The sequence below is a fragment of the Methylomonas albis genome (genome assembly GCF_014850955.1).
Classification (GTDB): Bacteria; Pseudomonadota; Gammaproteobacteria; order Methylococcales; family Methylomonadaceae; genus Methylomonas; species Methylomonas albis.
This window is the reverse complement of record NZ_JACXSS010000001.1, coordinates 16,215-32,089: the sequence shown is the minus strand read 5'-3', so window position 1 is coordinate 32,089 and position 15,875 is coordinate 16,215. Positions and strand designations below refer to the sequence as shown.

The window sequence follows — 15,875 nt, the reverse complement described above, 5'->3', positions numbered from 1 at the left end:
ATCAAATCACTCCCGTTAAATCGGCTTGTTTAATCAACATTGGCGCCACCGGCTGAGTTTCATCGCGATAACAATCCGGCGAGTTGTCCCGCAGCGGTAAAGCGATGTCGGCGGGCTGCCAACGCACAAATCCGACCCCACGTTGAAACACGCTTATCTCACCGCTATGCGGATCTTTAGCGCTGAGATGCACCCAACCGCCGCCGATCAATTCGCGTAAGCTCTCTTGTCGGCCGTAAATTTGCTCCAGCACCGTAGTGCTGGCTTCAACGATGATTTGCAAGCGCATGGCCTCGTGAATCTCGATCATCTGCCTGGGCAGACCGGTGCGCAAGTCACTGCCGGCACCTTCCATCACCGCGCAAAAACCGGTCAGATTGTGCGGCACTTTGGAGCCGCAGCCCAGCCGCTCGTTATTCACGGTGGAAAAATAATATTCCAGATTGATACCGGCACCGACCGGACCGACCGCTAACAGGATACCTTCCAGCACCGTGCCCTCCGGGTCCTGGCTGGGGTCGTAGGAAATCAAAAACAAACGGCGGTCGAAAAAAGCGCCTTGCGTCAACGAGCGCCTGCCGACCAACGCGGCCGCATTGGTGGCATGGCCTAACTCCGGCCGAACCTGGGAAAAATCGGCGGAGCGGTTTAGAAAGTGCCGTAACGCCTGTGTGGGCTGCGGCCGGCGCGGCGCGGATGCCAGACGCCGGCAACGTTCGTGTGCCGACATGCGCTGCGCGTGTTGCATCTCTCGCATAAATTGGTTGAAAGCCGGTTGACGCTCAGTCGGCACCACCGCACTGTCGTACCACGTGATGTCTTCGTCGCAGGTATTGTGTTCGGCGCCGATGAACCAGGTGTCGGCAGGGACAATGATGCCGCGCTCAACCAGCAATTGCCGCACTTCAGGCCGGTTCGCCATCGCCGCGAACAGCCGGGCGTTCGGCCCACCGTGCCGACCGCTACAGGCACCGCAATCGTAAGCGGATAAATGCGGATTGTTTTGGCTCATCGAGCCGTGGCCCATCAGCACCACCAATTCGGCGAAACCGTAAGTCAGACCGGTATTGCGCAAAAATCCGGCAATTCGTTCGGCTTGTTCCTGGTCAGTAAAGCCTAATCTGGGCTGTTGGGGGGTGGCCGGCGTCTCGGGGTTGCCAGCGGTAAAGTGCAATTGCGATGGGACATCGGGCGCCATCCCTTGCGCCGCCGCAACCAGTAATTGATGTTGGATTTTTGGAATGAAACTTTTCGCCAGCAAACCCAACAAGGTAAAAGGTGCCATAGCATTGATCACCGGATAAGCCAGCAGCACATCGCGGCGCAAACCGTGATGCAGCAGATGGGCAATTCTTTGTTTCAGATTGTGGCCTTGCCGGTGGCGCGCCAAGACTTTGTCCTGACCGGGCTGGCTGCATTCTTGAACATTATGCGCAGGCACCACGACGACCGGACACAAGGCCGTCAGCTTGGTATCGTCCAGGCCTTGATAATTCATGGGCACACCGAAAAATCCGGCCGCTCCCAGAGTTTCGATGGCCGGATTCAGCTCTTCCAAGTGGCGACGTATGCCTTCTTCGCGGTCGTCCATGCAAAACACGATTTGTGCTTCGGGCCGGCTGTCGCGTTGCGCCCAGCGCCCTCTATTATGATTGGCGTGCAGGGCTTGTAGCAGGGCTTGCCGATAATGGCGTTCGTAGGCATTCAGACAGATCACGCTGCGGTCGGCTTCGCTGAAAGCGTCGATGCAGGCCAAGCAATCCAACAACTGCGCAGATTCGAAATGCAGCACATCACGGGCAGTCAAGCCCAGCAATTGACAGAGGCGAAACAGACGCCAACCCTGGTTATAAATGCTGAGGACCGAGGGCGCCAATGGGCTGAGTTGCCACGTCCAGATTCGTTCGGCCAAGGTTTGCCAAGCCTGCTTGTCCCGCGCAGCGTCGTTCATTAAAGACTGGGCGGCCAGCGCCAGATACTCGGGCAATTGGCCGTGAAATAAGGCCTGCCTGACGGCAAATTCGGCTAGGTTTTTGGCAAAATAGCCGCGCAGCTTGTCCAGATGCGCCTCGCAATGCCATTGTTGCCGGCATAGCTGTTCGGCGTAAAGCCGATCCAAGGTCAAGCGTATCGCCAAATAATCCGCCAACAAGGGTTGGGTTCGGTCGTCTGCTTGATAATCCGGATGGGTTTGCCGCCAGTTGATCAAGCCCGACCAACCCGGCAGTTCCAGAGCCAGTCTTTGCAGATAGCCAGCCCAGCGTGATTCCGGGACTGCCAGTGCCGCCAGCTGTTGCTCAATCGCGTCGACGGCATCGGCGGGTAGCACCGCCGTAACGGCTTGCCAATCGTTTAACTCCTGAAAAACCGGCTGGGCATCGTAGATCAAGCTCTCGCGCCAAGCCTGATACAAACCCAGTTCTTGCCGCTTGGGCAAACGCCAGGCCGCCAAACCTTCATCCAGCAAAGATGCACACAAGCGAATCAATAGCGGACGTACCGTGTCGAGAATATCCTTGCCGGTCAAAGCCAGCAGCAAACCGCGCACGGTCAAATTGTCACCGACCTGCGAGAACAGCTTCGCCAGACTTTCCGTGTGGGCTTGGTGCATCTGCTGCTCTGCCCCAGCAAGCTGCGGCAACCATTGCTGGATTTGCTCTCCGGACAGATCAAACAGATCTTCCGGATGCAAATCCAGCGCCTGTAACTCAAGTTTGGCGAGCAGGGCCTCCCACAACCCGCGCGGAGTGTCGCCGTTTGAGCTCGGTTCAACCAACACGCCGAGTTCGTGCACCTGCCAATCGAATTGTGCGGGTGTCAGTGTCCGCAAATCGTGCAGCAAGGCCAGTCGGTAAAGCATGTCTCGCGTGATGATTTTGCCATTGATCGTGCAAATCCCGGTGTCCAGCGCATCCCCAAATTGTTGCGCCAACGCGGCATCGATGTCGTCATCGGCTATCCGGCCTTGCGCATAAAACGTGCGGAACTGCTCATCGGATTGATAGCAACTGATACCGGTTAACTGGGTGAATTCCGCCAACGCTTGTTCGAACGGCAAATGCTGAAAGCCATGCAAGGTATTGTGATGCACGAAATCGTGAATCGGGGCTTGTCCCGGTAATACGTGATCCAGATGATGGATCGCGTCAAGGATAATTTGTCGGGGCGACAAGGTGCTTGCAGACGATGCCATCATTGGCTTAACACCCTGATCTTCAAAAACGGTGTCGCTAGCGCGACGGATATTTTAACGTCGGTTCTCGGACCGACAGCCGAGATACTTTCTTTTGCATCGCCAAAAGAAAGTATCCAAAGAAAAAGCGACCCGAATGCCGCTTTGATCCTGCGCGCCGAAGCTTTTGCCGAGGGTTTTCGGAAGGGGCTTCCCAGCCCCTCCGAAAACGAGCGGCATCCCTGCCGCTCCCCTAGCGGGCTGATCTCGCCAAAAGCTTCGGTGCTCGGCGCGGCATACGGGAGCAGGGCCCTTCCATCGATATGCGCTGTATTCAAGGCAATCTCTCCCCCATTACTGCCAACATCTTCCCCACCGTTGCCGTAGACAGATTAATCAACGGCGCCGGAAGCAAACCAAATAAAACAATACCGCCGACCAGCACGCCAGAAGCCATCAGTTCCAAAGATCTCACGTCGGCAATGTCCCGCATCTGTGGTTTCACCGGTCCGGTAAACAGCAAGCCGATAGTGCGCATGGCATAGGCGGCGCTGATCAAGATGCTCAAGCTAAAAAACACCATCAAGCCGCCCCATTCCTGGAAGCCACCGATCAGCGTATGCAATTCCGCGATAAACCCTACGGATCCGGGCAAACCCATGGCCGCCAACAGGGTCAACGTGGTTAAAGTAGCGAAGCGCGGCATGACCTGCACTAGCGAACTGTAATCTTGAATGTTGCGGGTATGCGTGCGCTCGTAAAGCAGGCCTACCAATAAAAACAAGGCACCGGCAATCAGGCCGTGGGCTGTCATTTGCAAGATCGCGCCGGTGAAGCCAGTTTGATTTAGCGCGGCGATGCCCAGCAATACCACGCCCATATGACTCAAAGAAGAGTAAGCCACCATGGCTTTCAGATCACGCTGTCGCCAGGCCAATAGCCCACCGTAAAGCATGCCGAATAAGGCTAGAAATACCAGCAACGGTTGGATGAGTTTGGCCGCAACCGGCAACATCACCACGCAGCGCAGCAAGCCATAAGCACCCATTTTCAGCAAGATACCGGATAACAGGATGCTGATTGGGCTGGGCGCTTCGACGTGCGCCAATGGCAGCCAGCCATGCAAGGGAAAGATCGGCATTTTCACACCAAAGCCGATCAGGAAGCCCAACAGAACCAATACCTGTTCGATCTCCGGCATGTTTTGCGCGGCTTGGCCCATCGAGGCCATCAATGAGCCCTGGTTTTCCAGGTCGTATTGACTGATAGCCAGCAAACTCAGCAACATGAATACCGAGCCGCCCATCGTGTACAACACGAAATTCAAACTGGCGGCATGCCGGCGCTTACCGCCCCAGCGGTCGATCAGGAAAAACAGCGGGATCAAGGTGACTTCCCAGAAGATGTAAAACAGCGCCCAGTCTTGTGCCATAAACACGCCGAGCATGCCGAATTCCAATAATAGAATGGAAATGTGATAGCCCTTGATGCTATCGGACAAAGAAAAGGAGGCCAGTAGGGAAATGGCAGTCAGCAGCGTGGCCAGGACCAGCATCGGCATGGACAGACCGTCTACGCCCAAGGCATAAGCGCTGCCGAGCTTAGGATTAAGCGGGTAGAACTCGCTGAATTGCAGCGCGGTATCGGCGGGGTCGAACGCGGCCAATAGCAAACAAGCCAGCAGCAAAGCCGCCAAACTGAATACATTCGCTACAATTCTGATCAATCGGCTGTTCCGGCCGGAGACCAGTACCAGCAATATCGCCCCCAGCGCCGGGGTCCATAACAGCGCGCTTAGCATCACCATTGTTATCGTCACAGTCCAATACAGCAAACATTCTAACGACATTTGGTTGAAAAAAGCCAATTTGGTGAAAAATTGGTTTAAATAAACCGAATTGTGCTCTAGAGTTGCTGGCTCTGGACTGTGGAGTCCGATTTCGCAAAACTGAGTGCTTCGTGTACCCTACGCGCATCAAAAAGTAACGGGATTTGGTGGGACTTAACATGTGTAACATAGTCATGCTATTGAATAGCCAAAACAGTTCGGAACACACCTTAAAAGCTAAGCGGATGAATTCCACCCGAGTTCTTCATCGAGGTTTACCGCTGGTATATAGTCTGTAAGTACTATGCAAATACACATGATAGCCGTCGGCAACAAAATGCCGGACTGGGTGCAGCAAGGTTATAATGAATACGCCAAACGACTGCCACGCGAATGCGAGTTGCTACTAAAGGAAATCGCCCCGGACAAGCGCCGGAGCGGCGACATTGCCCGGATAACCAAGGACGAAGGAGAACGCATGATAGCGGCATTGCCAAGCCGGGCGCACGTGGTGTCGCTGGACATTCCCGGCAAGCCCTGGACCACGCCGAATCTGGCGCAAGCGCTGCAACGCTGGCTGGGTAACGGCCAGCCGGTCGCGTTGATGATAGGCGGGCCGGAAGGATTGTCCCAGCAAGTGCGCGACCTGGCGCAGGAATCCTGGAGCTTGTCGCCGCTGACCTTCCCGCATCCTTTGGTTCGAGTGATTGTCGCTGAACAAATCTATCGGGCCTGGAGTCTACTGAATAATCACCCTTACCATCGTTAAGCGCATGCACCCACAACTGATCCTGGCGTCCGCCTCGCCGCGCCGCAGCGAATTGCTCAAGCAAATCGGCATCCGTCACAGTATCATGGCGGTTGACATCGACGAAACGCCCTGGCCGGGCGAAGCGCCAGCCGCTTACGTCGAGAGGGTGGCCGCGGAAAAATCCGCGCTTTGCCTGGCGACGGTCGATACTGAGTTACCGGTACTGGCTGCGGATACCAGCGTTATTTGCGACGGCCGCATACTGGGCAAGCCCGACGATTTGCAACATGCCATCGAGATGCTGACTCACTTATCGGGGCGCAACCATCAGGTGTATAGCGCGGTATCCTTACGCGGAGAGCAGCACTGGCAGGCGCTCAGCGTGAGCGAGGTGCGTTTTAGGCCCTTAAGCCATAAGGAAATCGTCGCCTATTGGCAAACCGGGGAACCGTACGACAAGGCTGGAGCCTATGCCATTCAAGGTCTCGCCAGCGTGTTTATCGAATCGATCACCGGCAGTTTTTCCGGCGTGATGGGCTTACCGCTATTCGAAACCGCGAAATTATTAAGCCTAGCAGGCATAGACATCATCCCATGAGCGAAGAAATATTAATCAACGTTACGCCGCCGGAAACCCGGGTGGCGGTGATCGAAAACGGCGTGCTGCAAGAGCTGATTATCGAACGGCTCCGGCAAAAAGGCCTGGTCGGCAATGTCTATAAAGGTGAAGTGTGCCGGGTGTTACCGGGCATGCAGGCGGCGTTTGTCGACATCGGCCTGGAAAAAGCGGCGTTTTTACATTTATCCGATTTCAGCAGCCAGGAACTAGCGGAAAAAGCCTCGGAGAATATTGAGCACTATTTAAGAGAGGGCCAAAAACTGGTGGTGCAAGTCACTAAGGACCCGCTCGGCAACAAGGGCGCACGGCTGACTACCGACATTTCCATCCCCTCCCGCTACCAGGTTTATATGCCCTACGCCGGTAATTCCGGCGTCTCGCAACGCATCGAATGCGAATCCGAGCGCAGCCGTTTGCGGGCATGCATCGAAGCCTATCAGCAAAAACACCAAGTGCCGGGCGGTTTTATTGCCCGCACGGCGGCCGAATGTGTGGAAGGGGTGATTTTGTATTCCGACATGACTTTTTTGCACAAACTCTGGGAATCCATCCTGGAAAAAAGCGAAAAAGCCGAGGTCAAAACTTTGATCCACGAAGACCTGCCGCTCAGCATTCGTACTTTGCGGGATTTATATAAAGAGGGCATCGAAAAAATCCGTGTCGACTCCAAAGAAACGTTCCTGAAACTGGTTGAGTTCGCCGAAACTTTCGTACCGGAAATCGTCTCGGTTATCGAGCATTATTCCGGCGAACGGCCGGTATTCGACATTTACAATGTCGAGGACGAAATCAGCAAAGCCCTGGACCGTAAGGTCAAACTCAAATCAGGCGGCCATTTGGTATTCGACCAGACCGAATCGATGACCACGGTCGACGTCAATACCGGCGGTTATGTTGGTGGCCGTAATCTGGAAGAAACCATCTTTAAGACCAATCTGGAAGCGGCGCAGACCATTTCCCGCCAGTTGCGTCTGCGGAATCTGGGCGGCATCATCATTATCGATTTCATCGATATGCAAAGCGAGGAACACAAGAAGCAGGTGTTGACCGCCTTGCAACGCAATCTGGACAAAGATCACGCCAAGACCAAAATCACCGAAGTATCCGCGCTGGGCCTGGTGGAAATGACCCGCAAACGCACCCGCGAGAGTCTGGAACATATTCTCTGCGAACCTTGCTCGACTTGCGGTGGCCGCGGCGTACTGAAAACTGCGGAATCGATTTGTCTGGAAGTGTTTCGGGAGATTATTCGCGTGGTCAGGCAATACAACGTCCAGCAAATATTGGTATTGGCGTCCGAGCAAGTCGTGGAAATGCTGCTCGACGAAGAAGCCGATATGTTGGCGGAGCTGGAAATGTTCTTGAAAGTCCGCATCAAAATCCGCGCCGAAGCCGAATACAACCAGGAGCACTACGACGTGGTGTTGTTATAGGCGGCTATTTTGGTTATTCACCACGTCACCCGGGCCACGCGCCATCTGCTGTTCTGGTCGCTAATCGCGATAGCCCTCGTTTTGAGCGCGGTACGGATTTTTTTGATCGGTATTGCCGATTACCGCAGCACACTGGAACAAAAAGTCCGCCAGACCACCGGTATTCCGCTGCATATCGGCAAGCTGGGCGCGAAAATGCGCGGCTTCAGTCCGGAGTTGTTGCTACGGGAAATCGCTATCGAAGGCGTCGAAGCCGGATCGCAGCCGGCCATCCGCCTGAAAGAAGTGCGGATCGGTATCGATTTACTGGAATGGCTGCTAACCCAGGACCCCATGGCCGCCAGTTGGGTAACACTGGTGGGCGCCAAGCTGGACATTCTGCGTAACGAAGACGGCAGTCTCAGTATCAAAGGCCTGCAAAGCAGCGACGAACAACCGCTATGGTTATTACAAGGCGGTAAATACGAAATTCTACAAAGCCAGGTGACTTGGCTGGATTTGAAGCGGCATCGGCCGCCGGTCACCGTCGAGCAGTTCGATTTACTGATCAAAAACCACTATCTAGATCAAAGCCACGAGATCCATCTGCTCAGCAGCCTGCCGGAGCAATACGGCGATAGCTTGCGAATTTCCGCACAGCTCAAGGGCAATATCTTCCAGGCCAACGCGATTAACGGCCAAATCTACGTAGAAGGCAATAATCTGCAAGGACCGGCCTGGCTGATCGAGGAATTGCCGCTGGGCTTGCGCTTGGAATCCGGCTCTGGCGATATGCGTATCTGGAGCCAATGGCGCAATTCCATGCCCTATCAAGTCAGCGGCTATCTGCAAGGCCAACAGATCAAAATCGCCGGACAGCAAGGCAAAACCCTGCAATTGGACACCTTCGAAGGCAATCTGGGCTGGACCGAGCAGGATGGCCGGCAACGCTGGAGCGTTTACGATGTGAATATCTTCGCGAATCATCAGCGCTGGCGAGACGGTGAGGTGTATCTGCAGCAGGACGCGCAAGGCAATCTGAGCGGCGTGATCAAGCAGTTAAATTTGCAAGCTTTGATGCATTTAGTCCCGCCGTTTTTGCCCGCCGATCAAAGCGATTTTGGCAAATGGTTACCACTCAATCCGCGCGGCAATTTGCTGGATCTGGCGTTTTACACTGACAGCAGCCGGCAACGCTACGCGCTTAGAGGACGTTTCAGCCAGCTTGGCAACGATGCGCAAGGCGAGGTGCCGCAAATACAGGCACTGAGCGGCTCGATTACCGCCAGCGATCAGGGTGGGCAACTGATATTTGATACCACAAACGCCAAGTTCAACGCCGAGCAAATGTTCAGAAGCAGCCTGGACATCCCGCGCTTGCAAGGCCAAATCGACTGGCGGCAAACCGCTAGCGACTGGCAAATCTCCAGTGAAAACCTGCAACTGGACAGCGCCGATTTTCAAACGCAAACCCGTCTGCAACTCAGCATACCGAAGAATAATGACAGTGCGGTTATCGATATGCGCACCCGCTTCGGCAATTTCAAAGACATCAGCACCGTCCCGCAATACCTGCCGGCCAAAATCATGGGTAAGGATGCAGTAGCCTGGCTGGACGATGCTTTTATCGGCGGGCATATCAACAAGGGCGAAATGCTGTTGAGAGGCAAGTTGGCGGACTTTCCTTTCACCACCGGTCCCGGCCGGTTTGAAGTGGTGTTTGCGATAGACGACGGTGAAATCCAGTTCAACGCCTTATGGCCGCATCTGCGTGGGGTGCATGCCGATGTGCAATTCCTCGGTGCGGATATGACAGTGGCTATCAATGGTGGCCGCAGCGAGAATGTCGACATCAATCAAGCCGTGGTATCCATTCCGGATCTGGCCGATAGCAATTATGTTTACGTGTTGGGCCAAGTGCAGAGCAAGCTACCGCAAAGTTTGCAGTATCTGCAAAAAACCCCGTTACGCGCCAAAATCGATCCGTTGGCCAAAGTGTTGGCGCCGGACGGCAATACGCAGGTCGATCTTGATTTGAAAATCGCTTACTACGAGACGTTGCCCACCACCGTTAAAGTAGACGCGCATTTGGATAAGGCCCGCTTGCTGGTCAAGCCGGTCGATCTTGCGGTTAACGACATCAGCGGCGTACTCCGCTTTACCGAAGACCGAGTCAGCAGCAACCGTATGGAGGCCACGACCCTGGGCTATCCAATACGCGCCGTACTGCAAAGCGATAGCAACGCCACGCAAATACTGATAGACGGCATGACCGACATCAACCGCCTGGAAAAGCAATTCAGCTTCCTGAAAAACCAGGTTGCCGACGGCAGCCTCAACTATCAAGCCGTATTGACGCTGCCTTACGACGCCGCCCGACCATCGACCCTGAGCATAGACAGCAATTTACAGGGTGTCACCATCAATACTCAGCACGCGCTGGCCAAATCGGCTGATCAAGAGCAAGCGTTAAACCTAAATTTTAGCTTCGATAATAGCCCCTATTTGCCGTTAAAGATGGCTTACGGCAAAGAGTTGAATGCGGCGCTGTTGATCGATGGCAAACAAAATCAGCTGCATTCCGGGCATATCGTGTTCGGCCGGGAACAAGCGGACTTTTTCCAAGCGGCGGGTTTGAAACTGGAAATCAAGCAACCACAATTCAAATTGTCCGATGCAATCGCCGCGTTCACCGACAACGAAACTCAGCAGCGCTTGCCAGCCTTAAAAGAAATTATTCTGGATACCGAGCAACTGATCTGGCAAGGCCAAAACATCGGCGCGCTAAAATGCCGGCTGCAGCATGTGAATCAGGCTTGGCAAGCCACATTGGATAGCCCGATGGCGCGCGGCAAGCTGACGGTTCCCGACCAGCGCGGCGGCGCTAATGTCATCAAGCTGCAGATGGATTATCTGAATTTATCGGCGATGGACGGTCTGAATTTCGATGCCGCGGAAGAAGTGGTCACCGACTTGCCCTTGATCGACATCGACAGCAAGCAATTATTATGGCGCGGCGTGGATTTGGGCAATTTAAAACTGCATACCGAGCGGCTGATCAACGGTATTCATTTTAAACACGTGCAACTGGCCAGCGTCGCCGGGACCATAGACTTCAGCGCAGAGTGGCTTAAAGTGGTCGGCGGCAGCTCGACGCAATTGACTGGCAAGTTGAACATGAACGGTTTCGGCTTGTTCCTGTCGCAGCTGGGTTTTACCGATGACTTAAGGGGCACTCACGCCGAAATCAATTTCAACGCCGGCTGGCGCGGCGCGCCACAACAGTTTTCAACCGCCAACCTGACCGGGCAAATGCAGCTCAAGTTCAGCGACGGCCGCATTTCCAGCATAGAACCGGGCTTCGGTCGCTTGCTGGGCTTGATCGCCATGGAACAATGGGCCAAACGCTTGAGTCTGGACTTCACCGACGTCTACCGGCAGGGCCTGGCCTTCGATCAGATTACCGGCGATTTCAAAATCAGCAACGGACTGGCCTATACCGACAATTTATTGATCGACGCGGTATCGGCGAAACTTAGCATAGCCGGCACCGCCGACCTGGTCAAAAAGACCATGGATCACCGGGTAGCGGTGGTACCCAAGAGTTCCGGGGCCGTGCCTATTGCTGGTACAATCGTCGGCGGTATCGCCAGCATCATTACTCAGGTAGTGACCGACGATTATAAGGAAGGCTATTTTTTCGGCTCGCAATACAAACTGGCAGGGCCATGGGGAAATGTTGAGGTTACGCCGCTACACGATCAAGACGGTTTGGTGCAAAAAGCCTGGCGCGGTTTAACCGGCGGCTGGCTGGAATCGCTGAGTAAATGATCGGTTTCCGGCACCATTGCATAGGTCAGCCGACCGCATCCCCAACCATTAACGTTATCGAAAACAATTAAAAAACAGGGACACCTCATGACCATATGTGCCGCCATCCAGATGGCTTCCGGACCGCAAGTCAGCGCCAATTTGCTCGAAGCCGAAAAACAGATCGCCGAAGCAGTAAAAGCCGGCGCCAAACTCGTAGCCTTGCCGGAAAACTTTGCCATCATGGGCATGAACGAGTACGACAAAGTTAAAGTCTGCGAACAAGATGGCTCAGGGCCCATCCAGGACTTCCTGGCCGCTACCGCGAAAAAATATGGCGTATGGGTGATAGGCGGCACGATGCCGATGCAAGCTACCGCCACCAATAAAGTGCGCGCGGCCTGTTTGATTTACAACGAACAAGGCGACCGTGTCGCCCGCTACGACAAGGTGCATCTATTCGATGTCAGCGTGCCGGATAGCTCTGAGGAATACCGCGAATCCGACTCGGTGGAAGCCGGCGACGCCTCTTGCGTGATCGATACCCCGTTTGGCCGACTCGGTGTGGCGGTTTGCTACGACTTGCGTTTCCCGGAATTTTTCCGGCCTATGACCAAGCCGGGCCTGGACATCCTGGTCATTCCTTCTGCATTCACCGCCAAAACCGGCGCCGCGCATTGGGAAGTATTACTGCGGGCTCGCGCCATCGAAAACCTTTGCTATGTGATTGCGCCTAACCAAGGCGGCTTTCATATGAACGGCCGGCAAACCTTTGGCCACAGCATGGTGATCGATCCTTGGGGTGTGGTGCTGGATTGTTACAAAACCGGCCCTGGTTTCGTCAGTGCCGAAATCGATAAAAGTCGCCTGGAAAAAACCCGCCTGTCTTTCCCGGTACTGGAACATAGACGCTTTTTTTGCGAGTGAGCCTTATGTTGTTGAGAACGTTGACTTACGGCCTGCCTTGTCTGTTGCTGACAGCTTGCGCGGATGCCCCTGACAAATACCGCGACACCCATCATCTGGAACTGCCGCCGGTTTTACCAATAGAACATACCAATCCGCAACCGGCAGTAGCGGTTGACGATTTGAAACCCAAATCGGCTCTTGCCAATTTAATGGCGTTTACCGACGATGCCGCCAAACCGTTGCTTACCTTGAAAACCCGTCCCGATCGGGCTTGGGAAATGATCGCCACGGCACTGAAAATCAGCGACATTGAAGTGCTGGACAAAAATCAGGAAGAGCATTTTTTCCGGGTGCGTTACGATCCCGATACTAGCGGCAAGGATGTCGGTTTGTTGCGTTCCTTATTGAATAATAATTACGACGAAGCCGAATACACTATCAGGCTGAAAGACGAAACTGCAGGCATAATCGTCAATGCCAGTTTAAGTAAGACGGATAACCAGGAAGTTGGCGAAGACGGCTCGGCAGAGTTGCTGCGCTTGCTGCACAAGGTCATAGACGAAAAGATCATTAATCGCGAGCCTGACAAGAAAACCGACAATTGAGCGGGAAGAGCCGGGTTAAGCGCTATCCCGCTGCCAATGTCCTGACTTGCCACCACTTTTTTCCAACAGGCGCACTCCTTGAATCGTCATACCGCGATCCACAGCTTTGCACATATCGTAAATAGTGAGCAAGGCAATCTGGGTGGCGGTGAGCGCTTCCATTTCCACGCCGGTTTGGCCGGTGGTCTTGACGGTCGTTTGACAATACACGCGATTCAGGTCGGTTTGGGTTTGCAGGCTAAGCTCTACATGACTAATCGGTAAAGGATGACACAGCGGAATCAGGTCGGCGGTTTTTTTACTGGCCATGATCCCGGCGATACGGGCGATTCCCAGCACATCGCCCTTCTTGTGGGTGCCGGCCATGATCAACGCCAGCGTATCCGGCTGCATCTCGATGTAACCCTCGCAAACCGCCTGACGTTGGCTGACGACCTTATCCCCAACATCCACCATATGGGCTTCTCCGGCGGCATTAAAATGAGTGAGCGGCAAATTGGACATGGCATACTAAGCAAGTGAAAACAGCTGAGCATTGTATTACCGGGTGAATAAAGATGTCGATTAAAGTACTTTATTTTGCAAGTTTGAAGGATAGCGTGGGCCGTAGCGGCGATGAACTAAAAATCGAGACGCCGCTCCCGGTATCCGAGATCTGGCATAGGGCTAATCCGAGCATGGACATGCCGGAGACGCTGTTGGCGGCCATCAATATGGAGTATGTCGGTCTGGAGGCTAAAGTTAGCGACGGCGATGAAGTGGCATTTTTCCCACCGGTTACCGGAGGCTGAAATGATGACCATCAAACTCTGCGCCGAGATTTTCAACCCGTGGCAAGCACTTGCTGATTTTCAAACCCAAGCGACCGATATGGCCGGCAAATACGGCGCCACCGGCATCTTCGTCGGCACTATGCGCGACTTTAATCAAGGCGACGAGGTTCGCGGCATGTACCTGGAACATTATCCGGGCATGACCGAAAAACAATTGCAGCGCATTGTCGAACAAGCCCAAGAGCAGTGGCAGCTATTGGACGTGCTGCTTATCCATCGCGTCGGCCAGGTCTCTCCCAACGATACGCTGGTGCTGGTAGCCGTGTGGTCGGCGCATCGCGGCGATGCTTTCGACGCCTGTCGGTTTATTATGGAAAACTTGAAAAGTCAGGCGCCATTTTGGAAACGAGAAACCTTGGAATCCGGACAAATACGCTGGGTCGAAAAAAACAGTAACGGCTACCTACAGCAGCCATGATTCATTACGACTGGCGCAAATTGCCAGCAGGCTTGGTCTCGCTAGCATAATTCACCTTTGGCATTTCCTCCAATGAATGCGCTTGCAACTGCTGTTGCAGTCCGGCAATTTGCTGGTTGGCATGGCTAATCTGCTGTTTTAAATCATTTATGGTTTCATGCAGATATTCGAAGTGAACTTGAAAATAGCGGGCCGACGGGAAGCTGGCATCCAAGGCTTCCGGCGACATTTTGTCCAATTTGGATCGAGATCGTCTTGTTTTCATATTTCACCTAATCATCACTATCGGCTTAACCAAGTCTGTCCGGCATGAATGCTACGACACCTTTTATAGTAAGACGTTCCGGAACGTAAATCCCCCACTTAAAATAAGAAAAGTTTTTGCAAGCACTCCGGCTATCAGGCAAACTTGGCCGGTAGCCAACCACGCTCGACGCAGTCGCGAAAACTCCATTGCGGCATGGTCTCGGTTTTATAGCTCCAGAAAAACCACCCCAAATATTTCTCGAACACGGCCAGCTGGGCGGCTGCGTAGCCGCGACAAGCAAGATCAAATTGAAAATCGTCCAACTCCGTATGAACATGATCAAAAGGCCCCTCAGCCCAAAGCGCCGCCAGTTTTGCATCCAAGCCCAGGCTCCATTCGCCGACATAGGTTGGCAAACCAAGGCCACCGATAATTTCGTCGGCTTCGGTTTTCCAGTCACAAATCACTTTTTGCAGATGCCGATAAATATCCCTGTCGATGTCGTCCTGCACAAAACATTGATAACGGTGTATATCGAAGATCACATTGTTATGCTCAGGCGGCTGTAAAAAACCGACGTATTCACGAAACGACCGGAAACCATCATGAAATATCACCGCCACCTCGGCCGGACAATGGCGGCGAATGCGCCAATACGCGGCGCGCGTGTAACGTTTCAACAATTCCGTGCCTATATCCCATCGAGGTTCGTTTAAGACCTCAATCCCATGCAAAGCCTGGCGCTTGCCGTAACGCCTCGCCAATCGCTCCAGGGTCTCAAGGGAATAGTCGATGTAGCTTTCCTGGGTATGCCATTCGCAGACATCCTGGATACCGCCATTGTCGAAACCGTTCTGACAGCCTGGCGCGGCGTGTAGATCGACAACTATCTGCAACCCAAATTCTTCAGCCCAGTCGAAAGCCTGGTCAAGCACATCGCCACCACCGATGACAAAGGGATGAGGCGACGCGCCGTAACTGTTGTGATAAGGGTAATCGGCCGCGAACAGCCAGTATCCAACCGGAATGCGTACGGCATTAATCCCGATTTCCGCCAACCAAGCAAAGTCGGCGCGGGTGATGAAGCTATTCCAGTGCTGTTGCAAGCGCATTCCGGCTTCGCAGCCCAATTCGACGCACCAACTGGTTTCATCTCTGGCGTTCAGCCCTTCAAACAGGCTGGGAGTCATCCATTTTTCCAGCACCAACCATCCACCCAGATTCACCCCACGCAGTTTTTTACCAGACTTAATGGCAAACTCCCAAGATAT

General features: G+C 53.9%; 14 protein-coding genes. 8 read left to right on the top strand and 6 right to left on the bottom strand.

The genetic code is table 11. The annotated features are described in order from the left end of the window. Position 1: 1 nt before the first annotated feature. The 3 genes from EBA_RS00135 to EBA_RS00125 are packed head-to-tail and all read right to left on the bottom strand — an operon-like array spanning position 2 to position 4,979. Positions 2-3,196, bottom strand: a complete 3,195-nt coding sequence (locus tag EBA_RS00135) for a DUF2309 domain-containing protein (RefSeq protein ID WP_192372111.1) — start codon at positions 3,194-3,196, stop codon at positions 2-4. Next, entirely contained in the window at positions 3,193-3,510 is a 318-nt protein-coding gene (locus tag EBA_RS00130) for a hypothetical protein (protein WP_192372109.1), read from the bottom strand. The genes EBA_RS00135 and EBA_RS00130 overlap by 4 nt, the downstream gene beginning before the upstream one ends. Continuing rightward, the gene (locus EBA_RS00125; protein ID WP_192377108.1) at positions 3,507-4,979 is read right to left on the bottom strand and encodes a complex I subunit 4 family protein; all 1,473 of its coding nucleotides are present in this window, start codon (positions 4,977-4,979) and stop codon (positions 3,507-3,509) included. Before EBA_RS00125 ends, EBA_RS00130 begins: the two co-directional genes overlap by 4 nt. A gap of 325 nt (positions 4,980-5,304) precedes the next feature. Between EBA_RS00125 and rlmH the strand changes: the two genes are divergently transcribed. The 6 genes from rlmH to EBA_RS00095 all read left to right on the top strand — a co-directional run bounded on the left by rlmH (position 5,305) and on the right by EBA_RS00095 (position 13,106). Then, positions 5,305-5,769, top strand: a complete 465-nt coding sequence (gene rlmH, locus EBA_RS00120; RefSeq protein WP_192372107.1) for a 23S rRNA (pseudouridine(1915)-N(3))-methyltransferase RlmH — start codon at positions 5,305-5,307, stop codon at positions 5,767-5,769. Positions 5,770-5,773: 4 nt separating this feature from the next. After that, a complete protein-coding gene (locus EBA_RS00115) occupies positions 5,774-6,349 on the top strand; it encodes a Maf family protein (RefSeq protein ID WP_192372105.1) in 576 nt (191 codons plus the stop codon). Next, a complete protein-coding gene (gene rng / locus EBA_RS00110) occupies positions 6,346-7,803 on the top strand; it encodes a ribonuclease G (RefSeq protein ID WP_192372103.1) in 1,458 nt (485 codons plus the stop codon). The genes EBA_RS00115 and rng overlap by 4 nt, the downstream gene beginning before the upstream one ends. Before the next feature lie 9 nt (positions 7,804-7,812). After that, positions 7,813-11,613 (top strand): YhdP family protein, encoded by a 3,801-nt coding sequence (locus EBA_RS00105; protein WP_192372101.1) that lies wholly within the window; start codon positions 7,813-7,815, stop codon positions 11,611-11,613. Between the two features lie 87 nt (positions 11,614-11,700). Beyond that, positions 11,701-12,519 carry a carbon-nitrogen hydrolase family protein gene (locus EBA_RS00100; RefSeq protein WP_192372099.1) on the top strand — a complete coding sequence of 273 codons (819 nt, stop codon included), beginning with the start codon at positions 11,701-11,703 and terminating at the stop codon, positions 12,517-12,519. Positions 12,520-12,524: 5 nt separating this feature from the next. Beyond that, entirely contained in the window at positions 12,525-13,106 is a 582-nt protein-coding gene (locus tag EBA_RS00095; protein ID WP_192372097.1) for an outer membrane protein assembly factor BamC, read from the top strand. Positions 13,107-13,121: 15 nt separating this feature from the next. Here EBA_RS00095 and moaC read toward each other — a convergent pair whose 3' ends face one another. Beyond that, complete coding sequence (gene moaC / locus EBA_RS00090) at positions 13,122-13,610, bottom strand: cyclic pyranopterin monophosphate synthase MoaC (protein ID WP_407663519.1); 489 nt, start codon at positions 13,608-13,610, stop codon at positions 13,122-13,124. 53 nt (positions 13,611-13,663) lie between these two features. Between moaC and EBA_RS00085 the strand changes: the two genes are divergently transcribed. Both EBA_RS00085 and EBA_RS00080 read left to right on the top strand, forming a co-directional pair. Next, positions 13,664-13,897, top strand: coding sequence for a MoaD/ThiS family protein (locus tag EBA_RS00085; RefSeq protein ID WP_192372095.1), 234 nt, complete (start codon positions 13,664-13,666; stop codon positions 13,895-13,897). Between the two features lie 4 nt (positions 13,898-13,901). After that, entirely contained in the window at positions 13,902-14,357 is a 456-nt protein-coding gene (locus EBA_RS00080) for a molybdenum cofactor biosynthesis protein MoaE (RefSeq protein ID WP_192377106.1), read from the top strand. Between the two features lie 4 nt (positions 14,358-14,361). On the opposite strand, the gene EBA_RS00075 is transcribed toward EBA_RS00080, so the two are convergent. Both EBA_RS00075 and EBA_RS00070 read right to left on the bottom strand, forming a co-directional pair. Then, positions 14,362-14,622: a hypothetical protein gene (locus EBA_RS00075; protein WP_192372093.1), complete on the bottom strand. Its 261-nt coding sequence runs from the start codon at positions 14,620-14,622 to the stop codon at positions 14,362-14,364. A gap of 134 nt (positions 14,623-14,756) precedes the next feature. After that, positions 14,757-15,794, bottom strand: coding sequence for a glycoside hydrolase family 5 protein (locus tag EBA_RS00070; RefSeq protein WP_225615789.1), 1,038 nt, complete (start codon positions 15,792-15,794; stop codon positions 14,757-14,759). Between the last annotated feature and the right edge of the window lie 81 nt (positions 15,795-15,875).

Coding starts and splice junctions, on each gene's coding strand:
- EBA_RS00135 (WP_192372111.1), bottom strand. CDS start 3,196: ATGATGGCATCGTCTGCAAGCACCTTGTCGCCCCGACAAATTATCCTT.
- EBA_RS00125 (WP_192377108.1), bottom strand. CDS start 4,979: ATGGTGATGCTAAGCGCGCTGTTATGGACCCCGGCGCTGGGGGCGATA.
- rlmH (WP_192372107.1), top strand. CDS start 5,305: ATGCAAATACACATGATAGCCGTCGGCAACAAAATGCCGGACTGGGTG.
- EBA_RS00115 (WP_192372105.1), top strand. CDS start 5,774: ATGCACCCACAACTGATCCTGGCGTCCGCCTCGCCGCGCCGCAGCGAA.
- rng (WP_192372103.1), top strand. CDS start 6,346: ATGAGCGAAGAAATATTAATCAACGTTACGCCGCCGGAAACCCGGGTG.
- EBA_RS00100 (WP_192372099.1), top strand. CDS start 11,701: ATGACCATATGTGCCGCCATCCAGATGGCTTCCGGACCGCAAGTCAGC.
- EBA_RS00095 (WP_192372097.1), top strand. CDS start 12,525: ATGTTGTTGAGAACGTTGACTTACGGCCTGCCTTGTCTGTTGCTGACA.
- moaC (WP_407663519.1), bottom strand. CDS start 13,610: ATGTCCAATTTGCCGCTCACTCATTTTAATGCCGCCGGAGAAGCCCAT.
- EBA_RS00085 (WP_192372095.1), top strand. CDS start 13,664: ATGTCGATTAAAGTACTTTATTTTGCAAGTTTGAAGGATAGCGTGGGC.
- EBA_RS00080 (WP_192377106.1), top strand. CDS start 13,902: ATGACCATCAAACTCTGCGCCGAGATTTTCAACCCGTGGCAAGCACTT.
- EBA_RS00075 (WP_192372093.1), bottom strand. CDS start 14,622: ATGAAAACAAGACGATCTCGATCCAAATTGGACAAAATGTCGCCGGAA.
- EBA_RS00070 (WP_225615789.1), bottom strand. CDS start 15,794: ATGACTCCCAGCCTGTTTGAAGGGCTGAACGCCAGAGATGAAACCAGT.